The organism is Streptomyces sp. NPDC050085 (genome assembly GCF_044460595.1).
Taxonomy (GTDB): Bacteria; Actinomycetota; Actinomycetes; order Streptomycetales; family Streptomycetaceae; genus Streptomyces.
Genome location: NZ_JBITJZ010000022.1, coordinates 36,255 through 58,376, shown reverse-complemented (window position 1 = coordinate 58,376; position 22,122 = coordinate 36,255). Strand labels below are relative to the sequence as shown.

22 protein-coding genes are annotated in these 22,122 nt (G+C 71.7%); 7 read left to right on the top strand and 15 right to left on the bottom strand.

The window, feature by feature from the left end:
- Positions 1 to 77 precede the first annotated feature (77 nt).
- Positions 78 to 665, top strand: a complete 588-nt coding sequence (locus tag ACIBUY_RS40320) for a TetR/AcrR family transcriptional regulator (protein ID WP_399155328.1) — start codon at positions 78 to 80, stop codon at positions 663 to 665.
- A 4-nt stretch (positions 666 to 669) separates the two neighbouring features.
- Here the strand turns inward: ACIBUY_RS40320 and ACIBUY_RS40315 are convergent, their stop codons facing one another.
- From ACIBUY_RS40315 to ACIBUY_RS40300, 4 genes are all read right to left on the bottom strand, one after another.
- Positions 670 to 1,371 (bottom strand): hypothetical protein, encoded by a 702-nt coding sequence (locus ACIBUY_RS40315; RefSeq protein WP_365571087.1) that lies wholly within the window; start codon positions 1,369 to 1,371, stop codon positions 670 to 672.
- A complete protein-coding gene (locus ACIBUY_RS40310) occupies positions 1,364 to 1,939 on the bottom strand; it encodes a SigE family RNA polymerase sigma factor (RefSeq protein WP_365571084.1) in 576 nt (191 codons plus the stop codon). The genes ACIBUY_RS40315 and ACIBUY_RS40310 overlap by 8 nt, the downstream gene beginning before the upstream one ends.
- A 131-nt stretch (positions 1,940 to 2,070) precedes the next feature.
- Entirely contained in the window at positions 2,071 to 2,670 is a 600-nt protein-coding gene (locus ACIBUY_RS40305; RefSeq protein ID WP_365571081.1) for a hypothetical protein, read from the bottom strand.
- 235 nt (positions 2,671 to 2,905) lie between these two features.
- On the bottom strand, positions 2,906 to 3,286 hold the full coding sequence (locus tag ACIBUY_RS40300; protein WP_399155327.1) for a hypothetical protein: 381 nt from the start codon (positions 3,284 to 3,286) through the stop codon (positions 2,906 to 2,908).
- Positions 3,287 to 3,376: 90 nt separating this feature from the next.
- Between ACIBUY_RS40300 and ACIBUY_RS40295 the strand changes: the two genes are divergently transcribed.
- The 3 genes from ACIBUY_RS40295 (at position 3,377) to ACIBUY_RS40285 (ending at position 7,161) form a co-directional block, all read left to right on the top strand.
- On the top strand, positions 3,377 to 3,910 hold the full coding sequence (locus ACIBUY_RS40295; RefSeq protein ID WP_399155326.1) for a hypothetical protein: 534 nt from the start codon (positions 3,377 to 3,379) through the stop codon (positions 3,908 to 3,910).
- Positions 3,911 to 3,960: 50 nt separating this feature from the next.
- Positions 3,961 to 6,201: an acetate--CoA ligase family protein gene (locus tag ACIBUY_RS40290; protein ID WP_365571072.1), complete on the top strand. Its 2,241-nt coding sequence runs from the start codon at positions 3,961 to 3,963 to the stop codon at positions 6,199 to 6,201.
- A gap of 153 nt (positions 6,202 to 6,354) precedes the next feature.
- Positions 6,355 to 7,161, top strand: coding sequence for an enoyl-CoA hydratase/isomerase family protein (locus ACIBUY_RS40285; RefSeq protein ID WP_399155325.1), 807 nt, complete (start codon positions 6,355 to 6,357; stop codon positions 7,159 to 7,161).
- 9 nt (positions 7,162 to 7,170) lie between these two features.
- Here the strand turns inward: ACIBUY_RS40285 and ACIBUY_RS40280 are convergent, their stop codons facing one another.
- Positions 7,171 to 8,016, bottom strand: a complete 846-nt coding sequence (locus ACIBUY_RS40280; RefSeq protein WP_399155324.1) for a hypothetical protein — start codon at positions 8,014 to 8,016, stop codon at positions 7,171 to 7,173.
- A 143-nt stretch (positions 8,017 to 8,159) separates the two neighbouring features.
- Here ACIBUY_RS40280 and ACIBUY_RS40275 point away from each other — a divergent pair, with 143 nt between their 5' ends.
- A complete protein-coding gene (locus ACIBUY_RS40275) occupies positions 8,160 to 8,789 on the top strand; it encodes a flavin reductase family protein (protein WP_365571063.1) in 630 nt (209 codons plus the stop codon).
- A 235-nt stretch (positions 8,790 to 9,024) separates the two neighbouring features.
- Here ACIBUY_RS40275 and ACIBUY_RS40270 read toward each other — a convergent pair whose 3' ends face one another.
- Positions 9,025 to 10,344 carry an MFS transporter gene (locus tag ACIBUY_RS40270; RefSeq protein ID WP_365571061.1) on the bottom strand — a complete coding sequence of 440 codons (1,320 nt, stop codon included), beginning with the start codon at positions 10,342 to 10,344 and terminating at the stop codon, positions 9,025 to 9,027.
- 71 nt (positions 10,345 to 10,415) lie between these two features.
- Between ACIBUY_RS40270 and ACIBUY_RS40265 the strand changes: the two genes are divergently transcribed.
- On the top strand, positions 10,416 to 11,405 hold the full coding sequence (locus ACIBUY_RS40265) for a GlxA family transcriptional regulator (protein ID WP_399155323.1): 990 nt from the start codon (positions 10,416 to 10,418) through the stop codon (positions 11,403 to 11,405).
- Position 11,406: 1 nt separating this feature from the next.
- On the opposite strand, the gene ACIBUY_RS40260 is transcribed toward ACIBUY_RS40265, so the two are convergent.
- From ACIBUY_RS40260 to ACIBUY_RS40240, 5 genes are all read right to left on the bottom strand, one after another.
- Positions 11,407 to 12,627 (bottom strand): MFS transporter, encoded by a 1,221-nt coding sequence (locus tag ACIBUY_RS40260; RefSeq protein ID WP_399155322.1) that lies wholly within the window; start codon positions 12,625 to 12,627, stop codon positions 11,407 to 11,409.
- Positions 12,628 to 12,659: 32 nt separating this feature from the next.
- Positions 12,660 to 13,310 carry a SnoaL-like polyketide cyclase gene (locus tag ACIBUY_RS40255; protein ID WP_399155321.1) on the bottom strand — a complete coding sequence of 217 codons (651 nt, stop codon included), beginning with the start codon at positions 13,308 to 13,310 and terminating at the stop codon, positions 12,660 to 12,662.
- A 217-nt stretch (positions 13,311 to 13,527) separates the two neighbouring features.
- Positions 13,528 to 14,577: a Zn-dependent alcohol dehydrogenase gene (locus tag ACIBUY_RS40250; RefSeq protein ID WP_365571052.1), complete on the bottom strand. Its 1,050-nt coding sequence runs from the start codon at positions 14,575 to 14,577 to the stop codon at positions 13,528 to 13,530.
- Positions 14,574 to 15,776 carry an acyl-CoA dehydrogenase family protein gene (locus ACIBUY_RS40245; protein ID WP_365571049.1) on the bottom strand — a complete coding sequence of 401 codons (1,203 nt, stop codon included), beginning with the start codon at positions 15,774 to 15,776 and terminating at the stop codon, positions 14,574 to 14,576. Before ACIBUY_RS40245 ends, ACIBUY_RS40250 begins: the two co-directional genes overlap by 4 nt.
- A gap of 33 nt (positions 15,777 to 15,809) precedes the next feature.
- Positions 15,810 to 16,724 (bottom strand): SDR family oxidoreductase, encoded by a 915-nt coding sequence (locus tag ACIBUY_RS40240; RefSeq protein ID WP_365571046.1) that lies wholly within the window; start codon positions 16,722 to 16,724, stop codon positions 15,810 to 15,812.
- Between the two features lie 101 nt (positions 16,725 to 16,825).
- On the opposite strand from ACIBUY_RS40240, the gene ACIBUY_RS40235 reads away from it, so the two are divergent.
- Complete coding sequence (locus ACIBUY_RS40235; protein ID WP_365571043.1) at positions 16,826 to 17,752, top strand: cyclase family protein; 927 nt, start codon at positions 16,826 to 16,828, stop codon at positions 17,750 to 17,752.
- A gap of 162 nt (positions 17,753 to 17,914) precedes the next feature.
- Here the strand turns inward: ACIBUY_RS40235 and ACIBUY_RS40230 are convergent, their stop codons facing one another.
- The 4 genes from ACIBUY_RS40230 to ACIBUY_RS40215 form a co-directional block, all read right to left on the bottom strand.
- On the bottom strand, positions 17,915 to 18,412 hold the full coding sequence (locus ACIBUY_RS40230; protein WP_365571040.1) for an ATP-binding protein: 498 nt from the start codon (positions 18,410 to 18,412) through the stop codon (positions 17,915 to 17,917).
- 476 nt (positions 18,413 to 18,888) lie between these two features.
- Positions 18,889 to 19,749: an acyl-CoA dehydrogenase family protein gene (locus ACIBUY_RS40225; protein WP_365571037.1), complete on the bottom strand. Its 861-nt coding sequence runs from the start codon at positions 19,747 to 19,749 to the stop codon at positions 18,889 to 18,891.
- Between the two features lie 2 nt (positions 19,750 to 19,751).
- Positions 19,752 to 20,900, bottom strand: a complete 1,149-nt coding sequence (locus ACIBUY_RS40220) for an acyl-CoA dehydrogenase family protein (protein WP_365571035.1) — start codon at positions 20,898 to 20,900, stop codon at positions 19,752 to 19,754.
- 10 nt (positions 20,901 to 20,910) lie between these two features.
- On the bottom strand, positions 20,911 to 22,113 hold the full coding sequence (locus ACIBUY_RS40215) for an amidohydrolase family protein (RefSeq protein WP_365571032.1): 1,203 nt from the start codon (positions 22,111 to 22,113) through the stop codon (positions 20,911 to 20,913).
- Positions 22,114 to 22,122: the final 9 nt, after the last annotated feature.

Below are 22,122 nucleotides of genomic sequence, written 5' to 3'. Positions count from 1 at the left end.
ACGCACGCTATTATGCGGACCAACAGTCCGTCTAGCCGTCCGTCTAGTTGTCCGTCTAGCTGAGAGACGCCGAGCCAATGCCTGAACAGCGGGCCGAACGCGCCGACGCGGCCCGTAACCGCCACGCCGTCCTCCGCGCGACCGAGCAACTCCTGGCCGAGGGCGGCGGGGACCACGTGTCGCTCGACCGCGTCGCCGCACTTGCCGGAGTCGGCAAAGGCACCGTCTTCCGGCGCTTCGGCAACCGCGCCGGACTGCTGCAGGCGCTTCTGGAGGAAAGGTCCCGCGAACTGCGCGACGCGGTCAGGAACGGACCCCCGCCCCTGGGCCCCGGAGCGCCCGCACCGGAACGGCTGCTCGCCTTCCTGGACGCGCTCGGCGCGATCGCCGAAGGCAACGCCACCTTGCTGTCCGCGCACGGGCAAGCCTGCGCCGAGGACAAGTACGACGACCCCAGCTACCAGCTCTGGCACCACCACCTGAGCACCTTGTTCACCGACGGACGCCCTGCCCTCGGCGCCGCCCCCGACGCCGACTTCCTGGCCCACGCCGTACTCGCGGTCTTCGACGGCGACCTGATCCGCCGCATGACGCCCCCCGACGACCCGCGCCGCTTCACCCGCGCCACCCAACAGATGGCCATGGCACTGCTCCACCGCGCCTGAGGCATCAGCCGCCGGACGGAACCCCGGACTGCTCCTGCACGACCCGGATCCACTTCCACCCGTGCTCGACCCACACCGTCAGACCGGGCCGGGCGGGGTCCGAGCCCTTGAAGACCTGGGAGGGCTCGGCGCCCGCGGCCTCCCCCGCAGACAGCCCGCACTCGGTCAGGGCGTCGATCAGATCGGAGAGGTCGGACATGCGGTCATAGGGCGTCGTGTACTCCAGGTACACCTGCCGGGCCACCGCCCCGCCGGTCCCGGTGTAGTCCCAACTGCCGCCCTGGTGATCCAGAGTTGACGCCGGGGCCACTTCGCAGGCAGCCGGGCCGAAGCCCACCCGCGCCGGCGGCCAGGCGTCCTCCGTCGCGCCCTGGGCCTTCGGAACCCAGTGCCAACTCCCGTACCGGGGAAGGTCCTTGGCGGGGCCGAGCTGAATGGTGCCGTCCTTCTTGTACGGAGTCGTCCTCGGGAAGTCCTCCGCCGCGCTCGCCGACGCCGCGGGGCCCACCTCCCGCCCCTCCCCCTGCCCCTGCCCCTGGCCGGGATCCGGCAAGCCCCACAGCACCCCGGCCAGCACCGCCGCGGCGACGCCCCCGGCCCCCAGAATCCTGCGGCGGGTGGTGCGGCGTGCGCCGCGTGCGCGGACGGTGGCCGCGTCGGGCAGGGTCAGTGTCACGTCATCGAGCAGTTCATCGACCTCAGGCATGATGCGTGGCCTCCTTCACGGCGATGTTCGGGGACGGCGGCGGCGCGATGTCGCCCAGGCGCTCGCCGAGGAGCTTGCGGGCGCGGCTGAGGCGGGTGCGTACGGCACCGCTGGAGGCGCCCGTCTCGCGGGACACCTGTTCGACCGGCAGGTCGAGGAGATGGTGCAGCACGATCACCTGACGCTGCTGCGGGGTCAGCTCGCGCAGCGCTTCGATCAACGCGACGCGGTCCGCGGAGAGTTCGGGCAGGTCGGCCTGCGGCCCGTGTCTGCGATGCGCGAGCAGCCGGCCCCGCGCTCTGCGCCACGTACTGATCGCGAGCCGCGACGCCACGGTACGCACCCACGGCAGCGGGTCGCCTTCGCGCACCAGCCGGTCCCAGCGCTGCCAGGCCCTGACGTACGCCTCCTGCACGGCGTCCTCCGCCTCGGCCAGGTCGCCGGTCATGGCGTACACCGTGGACACGAGGCGTTTGGCGGTGGCGGCGTAAAAGGCGTCGAAGCCACCGGCGCCCCGCTGCGGCCCCGCATCATCACCGCCCGGGCCGCGGTTGTCGTCCGTCGTCATACGTCCCCCATGAGCGTCTCGTCTCGCCTCCGGTTGTGGTTCTCTTTCCCTTCAACACGCGTGGCGGGGCGAGGATGTTACGCAGGGATTCGGCGCGAGCCCGCGTGCCTGGTCATGACTGCGGGGGCCGGTCAGTGCAGGACCGGGCCCGGAACTGAGTTCTTGGTCATGGTGGTCCAGCACTCCTCCACGCTCCGGGTACCGCGGACGTGTTCCGGCTGCAGCGGGCGTGGGGCATCCGCCACTGTCACGGGCTGCCCGAGAGCGGGGGACATTCGCGTGCCGACCTTGCCCCCGAAGGGGAAGTAGAGGCGGTTGTAGCCGTCTTGGTGGCCGGAGAAGACATACATCCCGCCCTCGCGCGGTACGACGGCTCCACCCTTGTCGGTGAGAGTGCCGTCGTCGTTGACGTAGGCGGTGGTGCTGACTGCGACCGTGCCTGAAGCGGTGCCTTTGAAGGTCTTGTCGACGCGGACCCGCCACAACTGCCCGACCTCGCCCGGCTGGTCGGTGCGCGCCTGAGACGCGAGGGCGACGATCACGCCGTGGAAGATGTCGGTCGAGGCGTGGGCAAGGTACTCGTCCTTCGACACGTCGTGCGCGAGGAGCCCCTGCTCCGTCGAAGCCGTCTGCACGGTGTCGCTGTTCAGCGCGGTGGTGACGGTATATGCCGCCGCACCGAGGACGACGGCGGCTGCCGCCACGATGACCGTCTTGCGAAAGCGCTCCATCAATTCCCCCAAATCCTGTGGTGGTCGCCGCGGTCCCGGCGCGCAGGCGCTTGTCCGTAGGCGTGCTCGATGACGGCCGTTATGAGTGTGTCGCCGCCGTGGTCGGGGTCCTTGTGGCAGAGCCCCAGCGCGTCACCGAATCAGTGGGACTGCGCGCCGCCCCACCAAGCACCGTGACGCGCTCGCCCCAACGGGGGACGCAGTCGCGCATCCCCCGCCTCATGCCCCTCACGGGTCAGTGGTCGGAGTGGTCGGAGTGGTCGGAGTGGTCCTCAGGAGTCTCGCCGAGCGTCTCGTCGTCGCTGTCGGGTACGAGCAGACGGGCACCGCGGCTGTGGGCAATGCGTTTCACGTCGTGCAGCGACTCGGTCAACCTGGCGGCGAAGAAGCGGAGTTGAGGCATCGTGGCCGCCCTGCCCCCGAGGAGGTCGGCCGCGTGATCGAGCAGATCACCTGCCATGCTCAGCTGGACAGACTCGACGTTGTCGGCGATGCGGGACAGGTGGCTTGTGCCGGTCTCGTCGGTGACCGGGTAGCACGGGTTGCCTTCCAGGTTCGACCAGGGGAGCAGCCGAGGCCGGCTGACTCCAGCCGCGTCGCGGCTCCAGTGGATCACGCCGCCACCTCGACGCCATGGATACGACGCGGGCCTACGTCGACACCGTGCACGGCGAGCCAGAGGGGCGCGGCGGCGAGCGCGCTGGCGATGCGCCTCCGCGCGACGGTAAAGCTCGGCGCGGCGCTCGTGAGCGAGGACGTAGGGGCGGCCGTGGCGGCTATGGATCGGGCGGAGTCGCAGGGCAAGATCTTCGGCTCGTACGACCCTTCGTCCCTCAACTACCAGATCAGCCAGGTGCGTTACGAGCTTGGCGACACCCACGGCGCCGTGGAAGCACTCCAGCAGTCGGACCGCCTACTGGACGGCGTCTACCGCCGCACGCGAGTTCGCCAGCGCACCTACCTTGCCGAGCGGCAACTCGCGATCGGCCACCTGGAAGCCGCCTGCGCCACCTGGCACCAGGCCCTCGACGACTACCCCCAGGTCCAGTCCGGCCGCGCCGAAGACCGCATCAGAACGATGTTCACGGCCCTGCGCCCTCACCTAAAGAACCGTGCCGCCCGCGAACTCCACGAACGCGCCCGGCTGCTCACCCCCGTCGCACTCCAGGCGCGAGAGAGAACCACCTCCATCCCACTCTTTCCATGCAGCCCTGTTCCTGACGGAGCGTCAGTTCAGTAATCTGACTACGCGTCAGTTAATTCTGGAGGCCTACAGGAGCGGGCGGACCGATGCTTGGATCGACGTACGGCACCCTGACCACCGACTCCCGCCGGGCCCGCGTGATCGCCTGCGGTGAGCAGCCCGGTCCTGCTGTCCACGGCAGGACCGGCGGGGCAGCCGGGACCAGTACCGATGAAGTGGACGTCAGCGGGCGGCCGTTGCACGCCGACGTGCCGGACCTGGACCGGTTCTTCCGGCCCGAGTCCGTCGCCGTCGTCGGTGCGTCGGACGCCGAGGGGCGGCCCAACACCGGCATCACGCGGCAGCTCATGAACTGGGCGGAGCGGGTCGGCGCCCGCCTGTATCCCGTGCACCCGACGCGCGAGACCGTCTTCGGAGTGCCGTGCTCGGCCTCCGTCGCCGACCTGCCGGAACAGGTCGACCTGGCCGTGCTCCTCGTCGGCGACCCGGTGCCCGTCATCGAGCAACTCGCCGATACGAAGGTGAAGTTCGCGGTGGCCTTCGCCTCCGGGTTCGCCGAGACCGGCGAGGAGGGGGCCCACGCCCAGGCGCGGCTCGCGGCCGCCGTGGAGCGTTCGGGGCTGCGCCTGCTCGGACCGAACACCAACCTGAACGCCTTCGAGAAGTTCCGGGACGACCTCGACGGGCCCGCGATCGCGCTCATCACCCAGTCAGGACACCAGGGCCGGCCCGTCTTCACGATGCAGGAGCTGGGCGTACGGCTCTCGCACTGGGCGCCGACCGGCAACGAGGCCGACCTGGAGACCGCGGACTTCATCTCGTACTTCTCGCAGCGGCCGGAAGTCGGTGCCATCGCCTGCTACGTGGAGGGGCTGAAGGACGGACGGTCCTTCCTCCTCGCCGCCGACCGGGCCGCGCGCGAGGGCGTACCCGTCGTCGCGGTGAAGGTGGGGCGGACCGAGACCGGCGCGCGCACCGCCGCCTCGCACACCGGCAAACTGACCGGCGCCGACACGGTCGTGGACGCGGCGATGCGACAGTTCGGCGTGATCCGGGTCGACGGGCTCGACGAACTCCAGGACACCGCCGCCCTGTTGGCGCGGGCCAAGCGGCCCCAGGCCGACGGCGTCGTCGTCTACTCCATATCCGGCGGCACCGGCGCCCACTTCTCCGACCTGGCGACGGCGGCGGGCCTGACCCTGCCCACCCTCTCCGAGGCCAAGCAGAGCGAACTGCACCAGTGGATCCCCGAGTACCTGAACGTCGCCAACCCCGTCGACAACGGCGGGCACCCCGTCGGCGACTGGCGCGGGCGCAAGATCATCGACGCGATCCTCGCCGACCCCTCCGTCGGCGTCCTCATCTGTCCGATCACCGGCCCCTTCCCGCCCATGAGCGACAAGCTCGCGCAGGACCTGGTGGACGCGGCCGAGCAGAGCGACAAGCTGGTGTGCGTGGTGTGGGGGTCGCCGGTCGGCACCGAGGACGCGTACCGCACGACGCTCCTCGGATCCTCCCGCGTCGCGACCTTCCGCACCTTCTCCAACTGCATCGGCGCCGTCCGCGCCTACCTCGACCACCACCGCTTCACCGCCGACTACCGCTCCCCCTTCGAGGAGGCGCCGCGCACCCCGTCGCCCTCCTTCCGCAAGGCGCAGGCCCTGATGCGCCCCGGCAAGCAGCTGAGCGAGCACGCGGCGAAGCAGCTCCTGCGGGCGTACGGCATCCGCGTACCGCGCGAGCAGCTGGTGACGAGCGCGGCCGCCGCCGTGCGCGCCGCCTCCCTCGTCGGCTACCCGGTCGTCATGAAGGCGTCCGCGCCACAGCTCGCCCACAAGTCCGAACTGGGCTTGGTCAAGGTCGAGTTGACCTCGGCGAGTCAGGTGCGGGACGCGTACCGCGAGCTCACCGACATCGCCCGTTACGAGAACATCGACCTCGACGGCGTCCTCGTCTGCCAGATGGTCGAGCGGGGCGTGGAGATGGTCGTCGGGGTCACGCAGGACGACCTGTTCGGCCCGACCGTCACCGTCGGCCTCGGCGGCGTCCTCGTCGAAGTCCTCCGCGACACCGCCGTGTGCGTACCCCCCTTCGGCGAGGACCAGGCCCGCGCCGCCCTCGACCAACTCCGCGGCCGGCCCCTGCTCGACGGGGTCAGGGGGGCGCCCCCGGCGGACATCGACGCGCTCGTCGAGGTCGTCCTGCGCGTCCAGCGCATGGCCCTCGAACTCGGCGACGAACTGGCCGAGTTGGACATCAACCCGTTGATGGTGCTGCCCCGTGGCCAGGGGGCGGTGGCACTGGACGCGCTTGCCGTGTGCCGGTGACGGACCCGCGCCCCTGAGATGGCGCACGGAGTGCGCATTTCAGGGGCGCGGGGAACTGCGCGAGAAGCCCCACGTACCCGCACCCGGCCACGTACCCCCACCCGGCAGACGCTCCCCCGCCCACCAACCCCGAGACCCCCGAAACGGAACCCCATGACCGACACCCCCCTCGACCGGCAGGTCCTCCACACCACCGAGAAGGGCGTCTCCTGGATCACCCTGAACCGCCCCGACGCCATGAACGCCGTCACCTGGGACCAACGCGAACGCGTCATGGCCCTGCTCGCCGACGCCTCCGCCGACCCGGACGTACGCGCCGTCGTCCTCACCGCCACCGGCAAGGGCTTCTGCGCGGGCGCCGACCTGCGCGGCGGGCCCGCGGCCCGGGAGGAGAAGGTGGCGGGTGACGTCTCCCGTACGATCCGGCGCGGCGCCCAGCGCCTGATCGCCGCGGTCCTCGACTGCGAGAAGCCGGTGATCGCGGCCGTCAACGGCACCGCGGCCGGCATCGGCGCCCACCTCGCCCTCGCCTGCGACCTGGTGCTGGCCGCCGAGTCGGCCCGGTTCATCGAGGTGTTCGTCCGCCGCGGCCTGGTGCCCGACGGCGGCGGCGCCTATCTGCTCCCCCGGCTGATCGGCCCGCAGCGCGCCAAGGAGCTGATGTTCTTCGGCGACGCCCTGTCCGCCGCCGACGCGGAGCGGCTCGGCCTGGTCAACCGGGTCGTCCCTGACGGGGAGTTGGCCAAGACGGCCCGCGACTGGGCCGAACGCCTCGCCACGGGACCGACCCGCGCCCTGGCCCTCACCAAGCACCTGGTGAACGCCTCGCTCGACTCCGACCGGGCCACGGCCTTCGCCGCGGAGGCCACGGCGCAGGAGCTGAACATGACGACGTACGACGCGAACGAAGGGGTGGCCAGTTTCGTCGAGCGGCGGCATCCGGAGTTCAAGGGGCGCTGACGACGGGGTTCAGCGGCGCAGGATGCGCACATCCGGGGTGTCGAGGTCCCCGAACGGGACGTACAGCTCGGGGTGTTCCGCAGTGCCGCCGACGGTCCAGATCACGCCATCGCCGCACGAGGAGACCTCCACCTCGACGCCCTGCTCGAGGCGACCGCCGCCGCCGCTCGTGCCGGGCAGCCATATCCCGCTGCCGTCGCACCGTTCGACCTCGTCGCGCTCCCATACGTACGCGTACGGGACGTCCGACAGCTCCGCCCGCCTGTCGGCGGTCAACCGCAGCTCGGCCCCGTCACCGCGCCACACCCCGACGAGCTGGGCGTTCGTGAGCTTCGGCGGCTCGTACTCCCGCAGGAGCCCGGTCACCGAGGCGCCGATCAGACCGCCGAGGGCCAAGGCGGCGAGTCCCGCACCGCCGAGCACCGAACGCAGCCACAGGCCGCGCCGCCCGTACGGTTTCCGGCGTCCTCTCACTGCGCCCAGCGCGGGCAGCACGCCGATCGCCGTACACATCAGGGCGCTCGTGGCGTACGACCACAGGTGCAGCGCGGTCGGGAGGACCGCCCACACCAGGCCCACGCCCAGGAGGGCGAGCCCCCGCCACATCCACACCGGGCCCCGCATGCGCCGCCGCGCCAGGTCGGCGAGGGCGAGCGCGGGCCGTACCTGCGCCGCCGCCTGGAGCCGGCCCAGCAGCACGAAGACCGGCGGCGAGAACACCAGCACGCACAGCAGCCCGACCGCCGCGAGGCCGCCCCCGAGGGTCTGCCCGTAGTCGTTCTCGGTGGTCGTCTTCACCACCCATGCGGTCAGCCCGATGGCGGGCCACTGCGCGGCGCCGACCGCCGCCGCCACCTCGGACTCCCCGATCGATCTTCGACTGCCCTGATCTGCGCTTTCCCGCTTTCCCCACCCCATGGCGCAGAAGATAGACGAGCCCGCGCAGGACCTGCCCCGCACCCCTTCCAATCTGACACCCCGTCAGCTCTACTGGAGTCATGATGGGACACGCAGGGATGGCGGCCACCGTCGTCCAGTACCTCAGGTCGGTCGGTGCGCCCACGACGCAGGGGCCCCGGTCCGGGACAGTGGCTCTGCCCCGCCCCGAGTTGCGTGCCGTCGGCGACGACGAGCGCGCGCCACTGGACCCCGCCGAGTTCCGCCGGGTCCTCGGCACCTTCGCGACCGGCGTCACCGTCGTCACCGCCCCGGGCGCGGAGCCCGGCGAGGGTCCGGCCGGGTTCGCCTGCCAGTCGTTCTCGTCGCTCTCCCTCGACCCGCCGCTGGTGGTGTTCATGGTGGCGCGTACGTCGACGACGTGGCCGCGGATCGCGCGCGCGGGCGTGTTCTGCGTGAACGTACTGGGCGCGGACCAGGACGAGTTGTGCCGTGCCTTCGCCGTCAGCGGGGCCGACAAGTTCGCCGGGGTCGCCTACGAGGCGGCGCCGGTGTCCGGTGCGCCGCGGCTCGAGGGCGCCGCGGCGTGGGTCGACTGCGCCATCCACGCCGTGCACACCGGGGGTGACCACCTGATCGTGGTGGGGCGGGTGACGGCACTCGGCGCGGACGGCTCCGCCGCGGGGCCGCTCATATTCCACCGGGGTCGTTTCGCGAGCCTGGGGGATTAAGGGGGTTCGTCGTCGGCTGACGGCCGGTGGGGGCTGGTCGCGCCCCGCGGCGGAGCCGCTGATCGATACAGCCCCGCGCCCCTGAGATGCGCACTTCGTGCGGCATCTCATCGGGGAAGGCTGCGCGCAGCGCATGCCTTCAGGGGCGCGGGGCTGTGTCATCAGCGGCTCCGCCGCGGGGCGCGAGAAGCCCCACCGGCCCGCACCCGGCAACGCCACCCGAGCCCCGCAGACGCTAAGCCGCCGCCACCCGCAACGGCGCCACCCCACGTCGCCGGATCACCAGAGCCATCAGCGCCGCCACCGCGCACAGCGCCCCCGCCGCGTACCAGATCAGGTCGTACGAGCCGGTCGCGTCGCGCACCACGCCGCCCAGGAACGCGACGACCGCGGCGCCCACCTGGTGCGAGGCCAGGACCCAGCCGAAGACGATCGCGCTGTCCTCCCCGTAGTGCTCGCGGCACAGGGCGATGGTCGGCGGGACCGTGGCCACCCAGTCGAGGCCGTAGAAGACGATGAAGAAGAGCATCGGCGGGTGCACGTTCGGCGCGAGCAGCATCGGCAGGAACAGCAGGGAGATGCCGCGCAGCGCGTAGTAGACGGCCAGCAGGCGGCGCGCCTCGAAGCGGTCCGTGAACCAGCCGGAGGCGATCGTGCCGACCACGTCGAAGACGCCGATGACCGCGAGCAGGGAGGCGGCGGCCGGGACCGGCATGCCGTGGTCGTGGGCGGCGGGCACGAAGTGCGTCTTGACGAGGCCGTTGGTGGAGGCGCCGCAGATCGCGAACGTCCCGGCGAGCAGCCAGAAGGGGCCCGTCTTCGCCGCCTTGAAGAGAACCGTGACCGCACGGCGGCCCGCACCCGTCACCGGCGCCGGCTTCGGCACGAACTCCTCGGACCCGTAGGGCTTGACGCCCACGTCGGCCGGGTGGTCGCGCAGCAGCAGCCACACGAACGGGACGACGGCGAACGCGGCCAGGGCGACCGTGACCGCCGCGGGCCGCCAGTTGTGGTGGTCGACGATCCAGGCGAGCAGCGGCAGGAAGACCAGTTGACCCGAGGCGCCGGCCGCGGTGAGCAGGCCCGTGACCAGGCCGCGCCGGGCGACGAACCAGCGGTTGGTGACGGTCGCCGCGAAGGCCAGGGCCATCGAGCCGCTGCCGAGGCCGACCAACACGCCCCAATACAGGACGAGTTGCCAGGCGGCCGTCATCCACACGGTGAGCAGCGAACCCACCGAGATGACCATGAGGGCGAGGGCGACGACCTTGCGTATGCCGAAGCGGTCCATGAGCGCGGCGGCGAACGGCGCGGTGATGCCGTACAGCGCGAGGTTCACCGACACGGCGAACCCGATGGTGCCGCGCGACCAGCCGAAGCCCGTCTGCGGGTCGTGCAGCGGCTCGATGAGGAGTCCGGGCAGAGAAGCGAAGGCGGCGGCGCCGATGATCGTCACGAAGGTCACCGCGGCGACGGCCCAGGCCCGGTGCGGGCGTCGTCTGCCGCGGTCGGCCGGTCCGGTGCGGGGTGCGGGGTGCTGCGTCTGCGTCGTCACGCCTCACAGAATCCGGCAAGCGGCCCGCCCGAACGAGTGGCCCGAATGACAGTATTCGCTAGGATCGGGCCATGACGTCCGCGCCCCAGTCCGCCCCGCACCGGGTCACCGTGCTCGCCCTCGACGGCGTGATCCCCTTCGAACTGGGCATCCCCCAGCGGATCTTCGGCCGCGCGCGGGACGCGGCGGGGCGCCCGCTGTACGAGGTGACGACCTGCTCGGCCCGCGGTCCGGGCCGGGTCGGGACCGACGCCGACTTCTCGATCCTCGTCGAGCACGGCCCCCGGGCACTCGCCACCGCCGACACCGTGATCGTTCCGGCGTCGTACGAACTCGGCCCGGTCTACGAGCACGGCCGCCTCACCCCCGACCTCGAGGCCGCCTTCGCCCGGATCCGGCCCGGTACGCGCCTGGTCTCCATCTGCACCGGAAGCTGGGTGCTCGCCGCCGCCGGGTACCTCGACGGCCGGCCCGCGACCACGCACTGGGCGGATGCGGACGCCTTCCAGCGGATGTTCCCCGCCGTACGCGTCGACGCGGAGGTCCTGTTCATCGACGACGGCGACGTGCTGACCTCCGCCGGGGTCGCCGCCGGGATCGACCTGTGCCTGCACATCGTGCGCCGCGACCACGGCGCGGCCGTCGCCAACGACGTGGCCCGCCGCACGGTCGTGCCCCCGCACCGGGACGGCGGACAGTCCCAGTACATCCAACGCCCCGTCCCCGAGGCCCAGTTGGCGACCACCACGGCCGCCAGGGCCTGGGCCCTCGCCCGGCTCCACGAGCCGATCCAGCTGCGCGACATGGCCGAGCAGGAGTCCATGTCCGTCCGCACCTTCACGCGCCGCTTCCGTGAGGAGGTCGGCATCAGCCCCGGCCAGTGGCTGACCCAGCAGCGGGTCGAGCGGGCCCGCTGTCTGCTGGAGTCCTCCGTGCTCTCCATCGACCAGGTGGCGCAGGACGCGGGGTTCGGCACGGCCCAGTCGATGCGGCAGCACCTGCAGGCGGCGCTCGGGGTGACGCCGACGGCGTACCGCCGCACGTTCCGCGCCGCGGGATGAGTCACTGCTGCTGATCGACGCGGCGCTGCCCGGACCCTCGCTCGCCGGGCGCCGCCGGCGGTGCCACGGCGCTGCGATCCGCCCCCTGGTACACCGCCCCGACCACGGCCAGGACCACCGTCACCCCCACCCCCGCAAGCACCGCCCCCTGAGCGGACACCACCCGCAACAGCCCTCCCGCCAGCGCCCCGCTGCCCGCGTAGCCGGCCCCCACCGCCGCGTACATCACGGAGTAGCCCGCCGCGAGGGCCCCCTCCGGGAGGATCTCCCGCAGGGCCAGGTTGCGGGTCAGCATCGCGCCCGCCTGGAAGAATCCGGCCACCGCGAGCGCCACCGCGATCACCGCGGCCGACGGCACGAGCGCCACCACCGCCACGCACCCGGCGACGGTGAGCAGCAGCACGAGCCCCTGGGTCGCGAGCCGCCCCGGCCACGACCTGAGCCCGTACACGAACGCCCCGACCGACGATCCCACGGAGAACCCGGCGAGCAGCGGACCCGCCAACCCGACGCCCAGGCCGCGCTGTTCGAGCAGGGCGGGCAGGATCAGCTCGGCCATCGCGAGCAGCGACAGGCTCGCGGCCCCGGTGACATAGACCGGCCAGGCCCGCAGCAACACCCGTGCGCCCGCCCGCGGTTCGCCCGCGCCGGCCGACCAGCCCGCCGGCAGCAGCCAGAGCCCGGGCACCGCCACCGCCATGAGCCCGGCCGCGAGGAGCAGCGGCACCCGCGGGGCGACGGACAGCGCGAGGCCCGCCGTCGCCGCGGGTGAGAGCGCCCACACCCCGAAGGTCAGCACCGACTCGAAGGACAGCGCCTGCGCGACGGCCCGCTTCGGGACGAGGCCGGTGAGCAGCGCCCGAAGCCCGCCGGGCGCGGCCGCCGGGGCTCCCCCGGCGAGGCACGCGAAGAGCGCGAGCAGCGGCACGGGCGCCGCGGGCAGGGCGCCGAGCGCACCGAACCCGACGGCTCCCACGGCGAGCCCGACGGCCAGCTGCGGCCGCGCCCGCTCGGCCCGTATCCGCATGCCGAGCAGGGGTGCGCCGACGATCTCGCCGACGACGTACGCGGCGGCGAGCAGAGCGCCCAGCGTGTATCCGCCGGGCCGCTCGCGTACGAGGAAGACGAGGGCCAGGGGCGCCATGGCGACGGGCATCCGCGCCCCGACGGCGACCCCGGCCCAGGCCAGGACGGACTTGCGGGCGAGGGCGCGATAGCTCATCCCCCGAAGCCTAGAACTCGTGTCAAAAGCCCTCAGTGCGCGACCGGGCAGCCCCCGGTGAGCTTGCCCAGGAAGGCGTTCGGGTCGTAGAAGTGCTCGACCTCGAGGAGCTTGAGGTCCTCGTCGACCTTGGCGATGCTCACGCCGAACATCTCGATCTTCTCGCCGGTCGCCCCGAATCCCTTGTACGAGCCCTCGAAGGCGCCCCAGTGCCGCCACTTGAAGGCGATGACGGGCGGCCCGGACAGCACCTCGGTGACCTCCCAGAAGAACCCGCCGGGGAAGGCGGTGTGGAAGACGTGGTGGGAGGACTCGAAGGACTCGGAGCCCTGTGCGTAGAAGATGCTGTCCCCGATGAGGATGTTGTAGCTGCCGCGCTCCGCGATGTCGGCGGAGTCGGCCCACGGCCCGCCGTTGACCCGCGTACGGAACTTCTCCGCGACCATCGACACCCAGGTCGCCGGGTCGTGCTTGTGCGAGACCTCCATCTCGAAGACCTGCACGACGCCCTCGACGATCGCTTCGAGGGAGCCGGGGGCGTGCTCGGTGGTGCGCTGTCCCGGCATCACCGTGTGGGAGAGGTGGTAGTCGGGGGCGCCCTCGCGCCAGTCGGCCGGGTCCGCGGCGTCGATGACCGCGGACCGGCCCTGGAGCCACAGCGGGGGCAGAGCTGCTTCCGGCATGGGTGTGCACCCTTCAAGGAGGTGAGCGCGAAACGAACAGGTTCGGTCGCCATGAGGCAGGCATGCGACAGGCATGCGATCGACATGCGACAGAAAGACGACCGAGCACATACTGATTCGCTCACACTTTCTACACAACCCGTCCGCGCTCAATCCACAGCCGTAACTCCCCACTGTTTACTGGCACTTAACAGCCCACGCCCTCCCCACGCACCGCTCAGAACGTGAGCACCCCGCGCGCCACCCGCCCCGCCTCCGCGTCCTCGACCGCCTTCCCGAAGTCCTCGACGGGGTAGGTCCGCGTCACCAACTCGTCGAGCAGCAGGCGCCCTTCGGCGTACAGGTCCGCGTAGAGCCGGATGTCGCGCTGCGGCCGCGAGGAGCCGTACCGGCAGCCGAGCACCGACTTGTCCAGGAACAGCTGGGCCGGGACGAACGACGCCTCCGCGTCGGCCGCCGGCATGCCGAGGAGCACGGCCTGGCCGTGCCGGTCGAGCAGGTCGATCGCGGCCCGCACCAGCTCCACCCGGCCGACGCACTCGAAGACGTGGTCGGCCCCGTCCGGCAGCACGCTGCGCACCTCGGCGACGTCCGTGAGGAACTCGGTCGCCCCGAACTGCCGCGCGACCTCCTCCTTCGCCGGGTTGTTGTCCACCGCGACGATCCTCAACGCCCCAGCGATACGGGCCCCTTGGAGCACGTTGAGCCCTACGCCGCCGGTGCCGATGACGACGACCGAGTCGCCGCGGTCGACCCGGGCCCGGTTGAGGACGGCGCCCACTCCGGTGAGCACGCCGCAGCCGATCAGGGCCGCGGAGGTCAGCGGGATCTCCTTCGGGATCTTCACCGCCTGGACGGCCTTGACGACGGTCCGCTCGGCGAACGCGGAGTTCGACGCGAACTGGTAGATCGGCTTCCCGCCCCGCGAGAACGGCTGCCCCGGCATCCCGATCGCCTTGCGGCACATGGTCGGCCGACCCCGGTCGCACTCGGCGCAGGCCCCGCAGTTGGCGAGCGTCGACAGCGACACGTGGTCGCCCGGCACCACGTGCGTGACCCCGGCGCCGATCGCCTCGACGACACCGGCGCCCTCGTGCCCGAGCACGACGGGCCGCGGGAACGGGATCGTCCCGTCGATCACCGACAGGTCGGAGTGACAGAGCCCGGCCGCGGCGACGGCGACGAGCACCTCCCCGGGTCCCGGCTCGCGTATCTCCAAGTCGTCCACGACCACGGCCTGTTGGCCGTCGAACAGAACACCCCTCATGACGCCGGTTCCTCCCTGGGCAGGCCGAGCACCCGCTCGGCGATGATGGTGCGCTGGATCTCGTCCGAGCCGCCGTAGATGGTGTCGGCCCGGCTGAACAGGAACAGCCTTTGCTGCTCGTCGAGTTCGTAAGGAGCGTCGGCCGACCAGTCGCCGGGCCCGACCGCGGCGGCGGGCCCGCGCACCCGCAGCGCGAGCTCTCCGAGCCGCTGGTGCCAGCCGCCCCACAGCAGCTTGGCGACGCTCGGCGCACCGCCCGCGCCCGCTTCGTCGGATCCGCCGAGCGTGCGCAGCGCGTTCCACCGCATGGCCTTCAACTCGGCCCACAGCCGTACGATCCGCTCGGCGATCACCGGATCGCCCACGGCCCCCGACTTCACGGCATCGCGCACGACACCCCGCAACTCCTCCTCGAATCCCACCTGTTGGGCCAGGGTCGAGACTCCCCGCTCGAAGGCGAGCAGCCCCATGGCGACCCGCCATCCCTGCCCCACGTCACCGACGACCTCCTCGGCGACGGCCCCGTCGAAGAAGACCTCGTTGAACTCGCTCGTGCCGGTCAGCTGCCGGATCGGCCGCACCTCGATGCGCCCCGGCTGGTCCATCGGCACCAGCAGGAACGAAAGGCCACGGTGGCGCCGCGAACCGGCCTCGGTCCTGGCGAGCACGAAGCACCAGTCGGCCTCGTGGGCCAGCGACGTCCACACCTTCTGCCCGCTGACCCGCCACCGCCCGTCGCCGTCCCGCTCGGCGGCGGTGCGCAGGGATGCCAGGTCGGAGCCGGCGCCGGGCTCGCTGTACCCCTGGCACCACAGCTCCTCGCCGCGCGCGATCGGCGGCAGGAACCGCCGCTTCTGCTCCTCGCTCCCGTACGCGAGGAGGGTGGGGGCCAGCAGGTTCTCGCCGATGTGCCCGTAGCGTCCCGGCGCCCGCACCCGCGCGTACTCCTCGGCCCACACGACCTGCTGGGTCAGCGTGGCGACACGATTGCCGTACGAGCCGTCGCCCCACCCGAGTCCGATCCAGCCGCCGCTGCCCAACTCCTGTTCCCAGGCGCGTCGTTCGGCGGCGCCTTCGTGCTCACTGCCGGGCCCGCCCCGCCCCACGGCGCCCGCGAACCGCCCGACGAGATGCCCCTCGAGCCACTGCCTGGCCTCCCGCCGGAAGGCACCGTCCTCAGCCCCGAACCCGAACTCCACGCGCCCACCGCCTAGTTGAAGGACCGCACGCGGTCACTGATTGGGCCGTTCCTTGGCGGCGGCGGCCCGCGCCATCTCCTCGAGCACCGCCAGCATCGGCATCGGGTCGGTCCCGACGGTCCCCGGCAGGAAGTCCGCGATCTTCTCGGGCGTCCAGGACCCGCCCTCCGCGTACCCGGCGCGCAGCTCACGCGGCTGCGCCCACACGGCGATCTTCGGCCCGGCGACGGTGTAGACCTGCCCGGTGATCTTCTCCTCGCGGGCGCGGTCGCTCAGCAGATAGACGACCAGGGCCGCGACGTCCTCCGGCTCCCCGATCTCCTTCAGCTCCATCGGCACGTTGGCCGACATGCGCGTACGGGCGACGGGCGCCACCGCGTTGGCCGTGACGCCGTACTTGTTGAGCCCCAGCGCGGCGCTGCGCACCAGCGAGATGATCCCGCCCTTGGCGGCGCTGTAGTTGGCCTGCGCGACGGACCCCTGGTGGTTGCCGCTGGTGAACCCGATGAGCGTCCCGGTCCCCTGCTTGCGCATCACGGCAGAGGCGGCACGAAAAACAGTGAACGTGCCCTTCAGATGGGTGGCGACGACGGGGTCCCACTCCTCCTCGGACATGTTGAAGAGCATCCGCTCGCGCAGGATCCCGGCGACGCACACGACCCCGTCGATCCGGCCGAACTCCTCGACGGCCGTGTCCACGATCCGCTGCCCGCCCGCCATGCTGGACACGTCGTCGGCGACGGCGACGGCGGAACCACCGGCCGCTTCTATCTCCTTGACGACGCCGAGCGCCACGTCGGACGTCGGCTCGCCGCCCTCGATGGATACGCCGTAGTCGTTGACGACGACCTTCGCGCCCTCGGCGGCGCAGGCGAGCGCGACGGCCCGCCCGATGCCGCGCCCCGCCCCCGTCACGGCGATGACCTTGCCTGCCAAGAAGTTCCCCACGTCCGGCCCCTTCCCGCGGTTTCTGACGACCCGTTAGATTTCCCTCGGGTTCGGATTCTACGACCCGTCAGATACCGGAACACAAGACCCGGGAGGACCCGATGCCCCTGCCCGCCGAGTTCCACGACATCGCCAAACGCGTGAACAACTGGGGGCGTTGGGGGGATGCGGACGAGATCGGCACCCTGAACCTGATCTCGGACGAGGTCGTGCGGGAGGCCGCCGCGGAGGTCCGCACGGGCCGCCGCGTCCCGCTCGCGCTGCCCCTCAAGGAGGACGGCGTCCAGTCCGGGATGATCCCCGGCCGCATCAATCCGCTCCACTCCATGGTCCAGATCAACCAGGAGATCTTCGGCCCCGGCACGGTGGCCTGCAGCGACGACGCGGTGACGATGGGCCTGCAGGCGGCCACGCACTGGGACGCCCTCACCCACGTCTCGCACTCGGGCAAGCTCTACAACGGCCGCCCGGCGGACACCATCACGGCGCACGGCGGCGCCCGGTTCAGCGGCATCGACAAGGCCCCGTACGTCGTCTCGCGCGGCGTCCTGCTCGACGTGGCGGCGGCCAAGGGCCTGGACCGGCTGCCCGGCGACCACGCGGTGACGCCCCAAGACCTGGACGAGGCAGCGGAGTTCGGCCGCGTCGAGGTCCGCGCGGGCGACATCGTCCTGGTCCGCACGGGCCAGATCCAGGTGTACCTGGCCGGCGACAAGCACGCGTACGGCTACCCGTCACCGGGCCTGTCCGTGCGCACCCCCGAGTGGTTCCACGCCCGCGACGTCGCGGCGGTCGCGAACGACACCCTGACCTTCGAGATCTTCCCGCCGGAGATCGAGAACCTCTGGCTGCCGGTGCACGCCCTCGACCTGGTCGAGATGGGCATGCTCCAGGGCCAGAACTGGAACCTGGAATCTCTGTCCACAGCCTGTGGAGAGATCGGCCGCCACAGCTTCCTGCTGTCGGCGATGCCGGAGCCCTTCCAGGGAGGGACGGGAACCCCGGTGGCGCCGGTGGCGGTCTTCTAGGCCGGGAGCACGGCGAACCGCGACCCGATATTTCGCCGAGGGCCCCCGTCACAAGGGCCCTCGACAATCCCCTCGCAGCGCGAATCGCTGACCACAAGCGTGATCAAACGGACACGCGGCGTCAACACCCTTCCGGGTATTTGCGGTTAATGCGCAGAATGTTCAGGCGCTCACAGAAGCATTGGGCAGGAGTGAACCCGGCGCACTCACGCCGGAGGCCCAGCCGCCCCCGGCGGCACCGGCGGCAGCGCACCGGTCGATCTCGCACCAGATCGTCTTGCCCGCGCCCTCGGGCCGCCAGCCCCAGCGGTCGGCGAGCCCGTCGACGAGCTCCAGGCCGCGCCCGTTCGTCTCGTCGCGGTCCGCGTGCCGGGGTGCCGGGGGCCTGGCGCAGGAGTCGGCGACCTCCACGCGCACGGTCCCGAGACACGCCTCCCGGACGTCGGAACCGTCGGGCAGCACCATGCGCAGCACGGCCGGATTCCCGGTGTGCACCACGGCGTTCGTCACGAGTTCGGAGACGATCAGGATCAGCGTCTCGGCGATCGGCTCATCGGGCTCTATCCCCGAGCCGGCGAGCCGCGAACGCGCCCACCTGCGGGCCCGACCCACCTCTGCGGGGTCGGCCCCGACCTCCAGCTGAACCTGAAGCACCTGCACCGCTCACACCATCCGAATCCGGCGGGACCGTTGGAGTTCTGCCTCGCGCCACTGACCATCCTGGCCACCGAGTGGGATCACGGTCCGTGATCTCCTTGCTGCACAGCATGGTTGACGTACAGTCACCACAACAAGCGCTTCGGGCATATTCCAGCGCGAAGGAGTACGCGTGCGGCATACTGTGCGACGCGTCTCGCGGGGGGTCGAACAGGCGGGCGCGATACGCCGCCCTGCCCTGTGAGCGGCGCGCATCCCGGCCCCCGGAGCCGCCTCGGAGGCAACACCGGAACCTTCGCTCGGGTTCAGCACCACTCGCATCTGCCACAAGGTACCGGAGCCGGAGGCCGACTCCGCGCCGTGACGAGCCCCGCGAAGGACACAACCCGATATCGACGCACCGTCACTGTGCGTGCACCATTCGCTAGAGCCCGGATCCAGAACTGCCGCAGCCGCTCTACGAAGTGGCTGCGCAGCCGCTAGAGAGCTGCCGCGAGAACCTCCTCCGCGGCCCGTGCGCTGCCCCCCAACTCGGCCCGCACCCAGGCCCGCTTCAGATGCAGATGGACATCGGCTTCCCAGGTGAAGCCCATGCCGCCGTGCACCTGGAGGCAGTCGCGTGCGCCCTGCACGGCGGCCTCGTCGGCGAGGAGTTCGGCCGCGGCGATCTCCACCGGGTCCCGGGTGACGGCCGCGGCGTAGACCGCGGCGCGGGCCACTTCCACGCGCACCAGCATCTCGGCACAGAGGTGTTTCACGGCCTGGAAGGCGCCGACAGGTTGCCCGAACTGCTCGCGCTCCCGGGCGTGTTGGACCGCCATGTCGAGGGTGCGGCCCGCCGAGCCGAGCTGTTCGGCGGCGTACAGCAGGGTGGCCTCTGGCGGGGGTGCGACCGGTTCGCCCGGCACCCGGTGCAGCGGGGTGAGCGGGTCGACCGAGGTGAGCGGGACGGCGCCCGTCACCGCGCCGCGCACCGCGTCGGCCTCGTCGAGCCAGGGCACGAGCCCGCCGTACGGCCGCGTCACGACCGCCTCGCCCGTAGCCGCGCCGGCCACCTCGCCGGCCGCGAGGAACGTGGCGACGAGCGGCCCCGGCACCAGCGCCCGCCCGCACTCCTCGAAGACCACGACGGCCTCCGGCAGGCCGAGTCCGACCCCGCCGTCGGCCTCCGGCAGGCACAGCGAGAACAGCCCGGCGGCGCCGAGCTCGCGCCACAGGGCCCGGTCCACCACGGGCCGCTCCACGGCGTCCCGCAGCGCGTCCCGGCCGAACCGCCCGGCGAGCAGGTCCCGCGTGCCGTCCTTCAATGCCCGCTGTTCCACGCTCAGTTGGAAGTGCACGGTCAGCGGCCCCCCTTCGGTCCCTTGGGCAGGCCGAGGATGCGCTCGGCGACGATGTTGCGCTGGATCTGCGACGTACCGGCCGCGATCGTGTACGACAGCGACGACAGCCGGTCGAGGGTCCACTCCTGGTCCACGTCCAGGGCGCCCGCGCCGCCGAGCACCCGGGCCGCGACGTCGTAGAGCCGCTGGCGCGCGTGCGAGTACCGCAGCTTGAAGACGGAGCCGCCGACGCCGGGGACGCCGCCACTGGCCTGCGACTCGCTCACGTTCCACTGGGTGAGCCGCCACAGGGCGCCGAACTCGGCGCTCAGCAGCGCGAGTTCGCGGCGCAGCACCGCGTCGTCCCAGCGGCCGCTCTTCCTGGCGTGTGCGGCCAGCTCGCCGAGCGTGCGCCGACAGGCGACGACCTCCCCGACGAAGGCCGTGCCGCGCTCGAACGACAGGGTCACCATGGTCACGCGCCAGCCGTCGTTCTCCTCCCCGACCCGGTTGCCGACCGGCACCCGCACCTCGTCGAGGAACATCTCGGCGAACTCCGTCGAACCGGCGAGCGTGCGCAGCGGCCTGACCGTGATGCCCGGTGCGTCCATCGGCATGGCGAGCCAGGTGATGCCGCGGTGCTTGGCGGCGGACGGGTCGGTACGCACGAGCAGTTCGCACCAGTCGGCGACCTCGGCGTGCGAGGTCCAGATCTTCGAGCCGGTGATCACGTACTCGTCGCCGTCGCGCACGGCCCGCGTGCGCAGGGCGGCCAGATCCGATCCGGCGTCCGGCTCGCTGAAGCCCTGGCACCACACCTCGTCGCCGCGCAGCACCGGCTCCAGCCAGCGCGCCCGCTGCCGCTCGCTGCCCTCGGCGGCGATGGTGGGCCCCGCGTGCAGCAGCCCCACGAAGTTGGCTCCCACGTACGGGGCGCCCGCCTTCTCCGTCTCCTCCAGGAAGATCAGCCGGGTGGTCGGCGAGGCGTCCCAGTGCACGCCCCCGTACCCGGCGTCGTACAGCCTGCGCTGCCAGCCCGTGTCGTAGGCGCGCCGCCCCGGCCAGTCGCCGGGCGACGGCTTCGGCGGGAGCGTGGGCAGCACACCGCCCAGCCACTCCCGCAGCCGCGCCCGGAACTCCTCTTCCTCGTCCGTGTACGTGAGGTCCATGGAGGGCGGCCTACTTGCCGTGCTTGTCTAGGTCCAGGCCGAGCATGCGGATGGCGTTGCCGCGCATCAGCTTGTAGACCGTCTCGTCGTCGAGGCCCTTCACGTGGTCGAGGGCGACCTCCTTGGTGTTCGGGAAGGTCGAGTCGACGTGCGGATAGTCGGTCTCGAAGGTCGCGTTGTCCCGCCCGACGACGTCCAGCGAGGCGACGCCGTGCTTGTCGCGGAAGAAGCAGCAGAACATCTGCCGGTAGTAGTACGTCGACGGCGGCTCGGGGATCAGGTCGCGGACGCCGCCCCACGCGCGGTGCTCCTCCCACACGTCGTCGGCGCGCTCGAGGGCGTACGGGATCCAGCCCATCTGCCCCTCGCTGTACGCGAGTTTGAGCTGCGGGAACTTCACGAGCACACCGCTGAAGAGGAAGTCCATCATCGAGGCCATGGCGTTGTTGAAGCTGAGCGAGGCCTGCACGGCGGGCGGCGCGTCGGGGGACGCGGCGGGCATCTGGCTGGACGACCCGATGTGCATGTTCACCACCGTGCCGGTCTCCTGGCACACCGCGAAGAACGGGTCCCAGTACCCGGAGTGGATGGACGGCAGCCCGAGATAGGTGGGGATCTCCGAGAAGGTGACCGCGCGGACGCCCCGGGCGGCGTTGCGCCGGATCTCGGCGACGGCGAGGTCGATGTCCCACAGCGGGATGATGCACAGCGGGATGAGCCGGCCGCCGCTGTCGCCGCACCACTCCTCGACCATCCAGTCGTTGTACGCGCGCACGCAGGCCAGGGCGACTTCCTTGTCGTGCGCCTCGGCGAAGGTCTGGCCGCAGAAGCGGGGGAAGGTGGGGAAGCAGAGCGAGGCCTCGACGTGGTTGAGGTCCATGTCCGCGAGCCGCGCCTTGGGGTCCCAGCACCCGCGCCGCATCTCGGCACGCGTGATGCCCTCCAGCGTCATGTCGTCGCGGTCGAAGCCGACGGCGGCGATGTTGCGCTTGTACGGGAACTTCAGGTCCTCGTAGATCCACCAGTCCGTGGGCGGCCCGTCCGGGTCCATCGTGATCTGGTACTTCCCCGCCACATAGGCGAGTTCACCGATTCCCGCGGTCAGCGCCTTGGGACCGCGGTCCCGGTACTTCGCCGGCAGCCAGGTCTCGAAGAGATGGGCCGGTTCGATCACGTGGTCGTCGACGCTGACGATGCGCGGCAGTTCCGTCATGAGCACCCC

Excerpts from the sequence above, each read along its gene's own strand:
- ACIBUY_RS40285 (WP_399155325.1), top strand. The coding sequence starts at position 6,355 with ATGACCGACACCCCCCTCGACCGGCAGGTCCTCCACACCACCGAGAAG.
- ACIBUY_RS40260 (WP_399155322.1), bottom strand. The coding sequence starts at position 12,627 with ATGAGCTATCGCGCCCTCGCCCGCAAGTCCGTCCTGGCCTGGGCCGGG.
- ACIBUY_RS40310 (WP_365571084.1), bottom strand. The coding sequence starts at position 1,939 with ATGACGACGGACGACAACCGCGGCCCGGGCGGTGATGATGCGGGGCCG.
- ACIBUY_RS40295 (WP_399155326.1), top strand. The coding sequence starts at position 3,377 with ATGCGCCTCCGCGCGACGGTAAAGCTCGGCGCGGCGCTCGTGAGCGAG.
- ACIBUY_RS40315 (WP_365571087.1), bottom strand. The coding sequence starts at position 1,371 with ATGCCTGAGGTCGATGAACTGCTCGATGACGTGACACTGACCCTGCCC.
- ACIBUY_RS40220 (WP_365571035.1), bottom strand. The coding sequence starts at position 20,900 with ATGGACCTCACGTACACGGACGAGGAAGAGGAGTTCCGGGCGCGGCTG.
- ACIBUY_RS40215 (WP_365571032.1), bottom strand. The coding sequence starts at position 22,113 with ATGACGGAACTGCCGCGCATCGTCAGCGTCGACGACCACGTGATCGAA.
- ACIBUY_RS40305 (WP_365571081.1), bottom strand. The coding sequence starts at position 2,670 with ATGGAGCGCTTTCGCAAGACGGTCATCGTGGCGGCAGCCGCCGTCGTC.
- ACIBUY_RS40290 (WP_365571072.1), top strand. The coding sequence starts at position 3,961 with ATGCTTGGATCGACGTACGGCACCCTGACCACCGACTCCCGCCGGGCC.
- ACIBUY_RS40265 (WP_399155323.1), top strand. The coding sequence starts at position 10,416 with ATGACGTCCGCGCCCCAGTCCGCCCCGCACCGGGTCACCGTGCTCGCC.
- ACIBUY_RS40275 (WP_365571063.1), top strand. The coding sequence starts at position 8,160 with ATGATGGGACACGCAGGGATGGCGGCCACCGTCGTCCAGTACCTCAGG.
- ACIBUY_RS40320 (WP_399155328.1), top strand. The coding sequence starts at position 78 with ATGCCTGAACAGCGGGCCGAACGCGCCGACGCGGCCCGTAACCGCCAC.
- ACIBUY_RS40255 (WP_399155321.1), bottom strand. The coding sequence starts at position 13,310 with ATGCCGGAAGCAGCTCTGCCCCCGCTGTGGCTCCAGGGCCGGTCCGCG.
- ACIBUY_RS40250 (WP_365571052.1), bottom strand. The coding sequence starts at position 14,577 with ATGAGGGGTGTTCTGTTCGACGGCCAACAGGCCGTGGTCGTGGACGAC.
- ACIBUY_RS40235 (WP_365571043.1), top strand. The coding sequence starts at position 16,826 with ATGCCCCTGCCCGCCGAGTTCCACGACATCGCCAAACGCGTGAACAAC.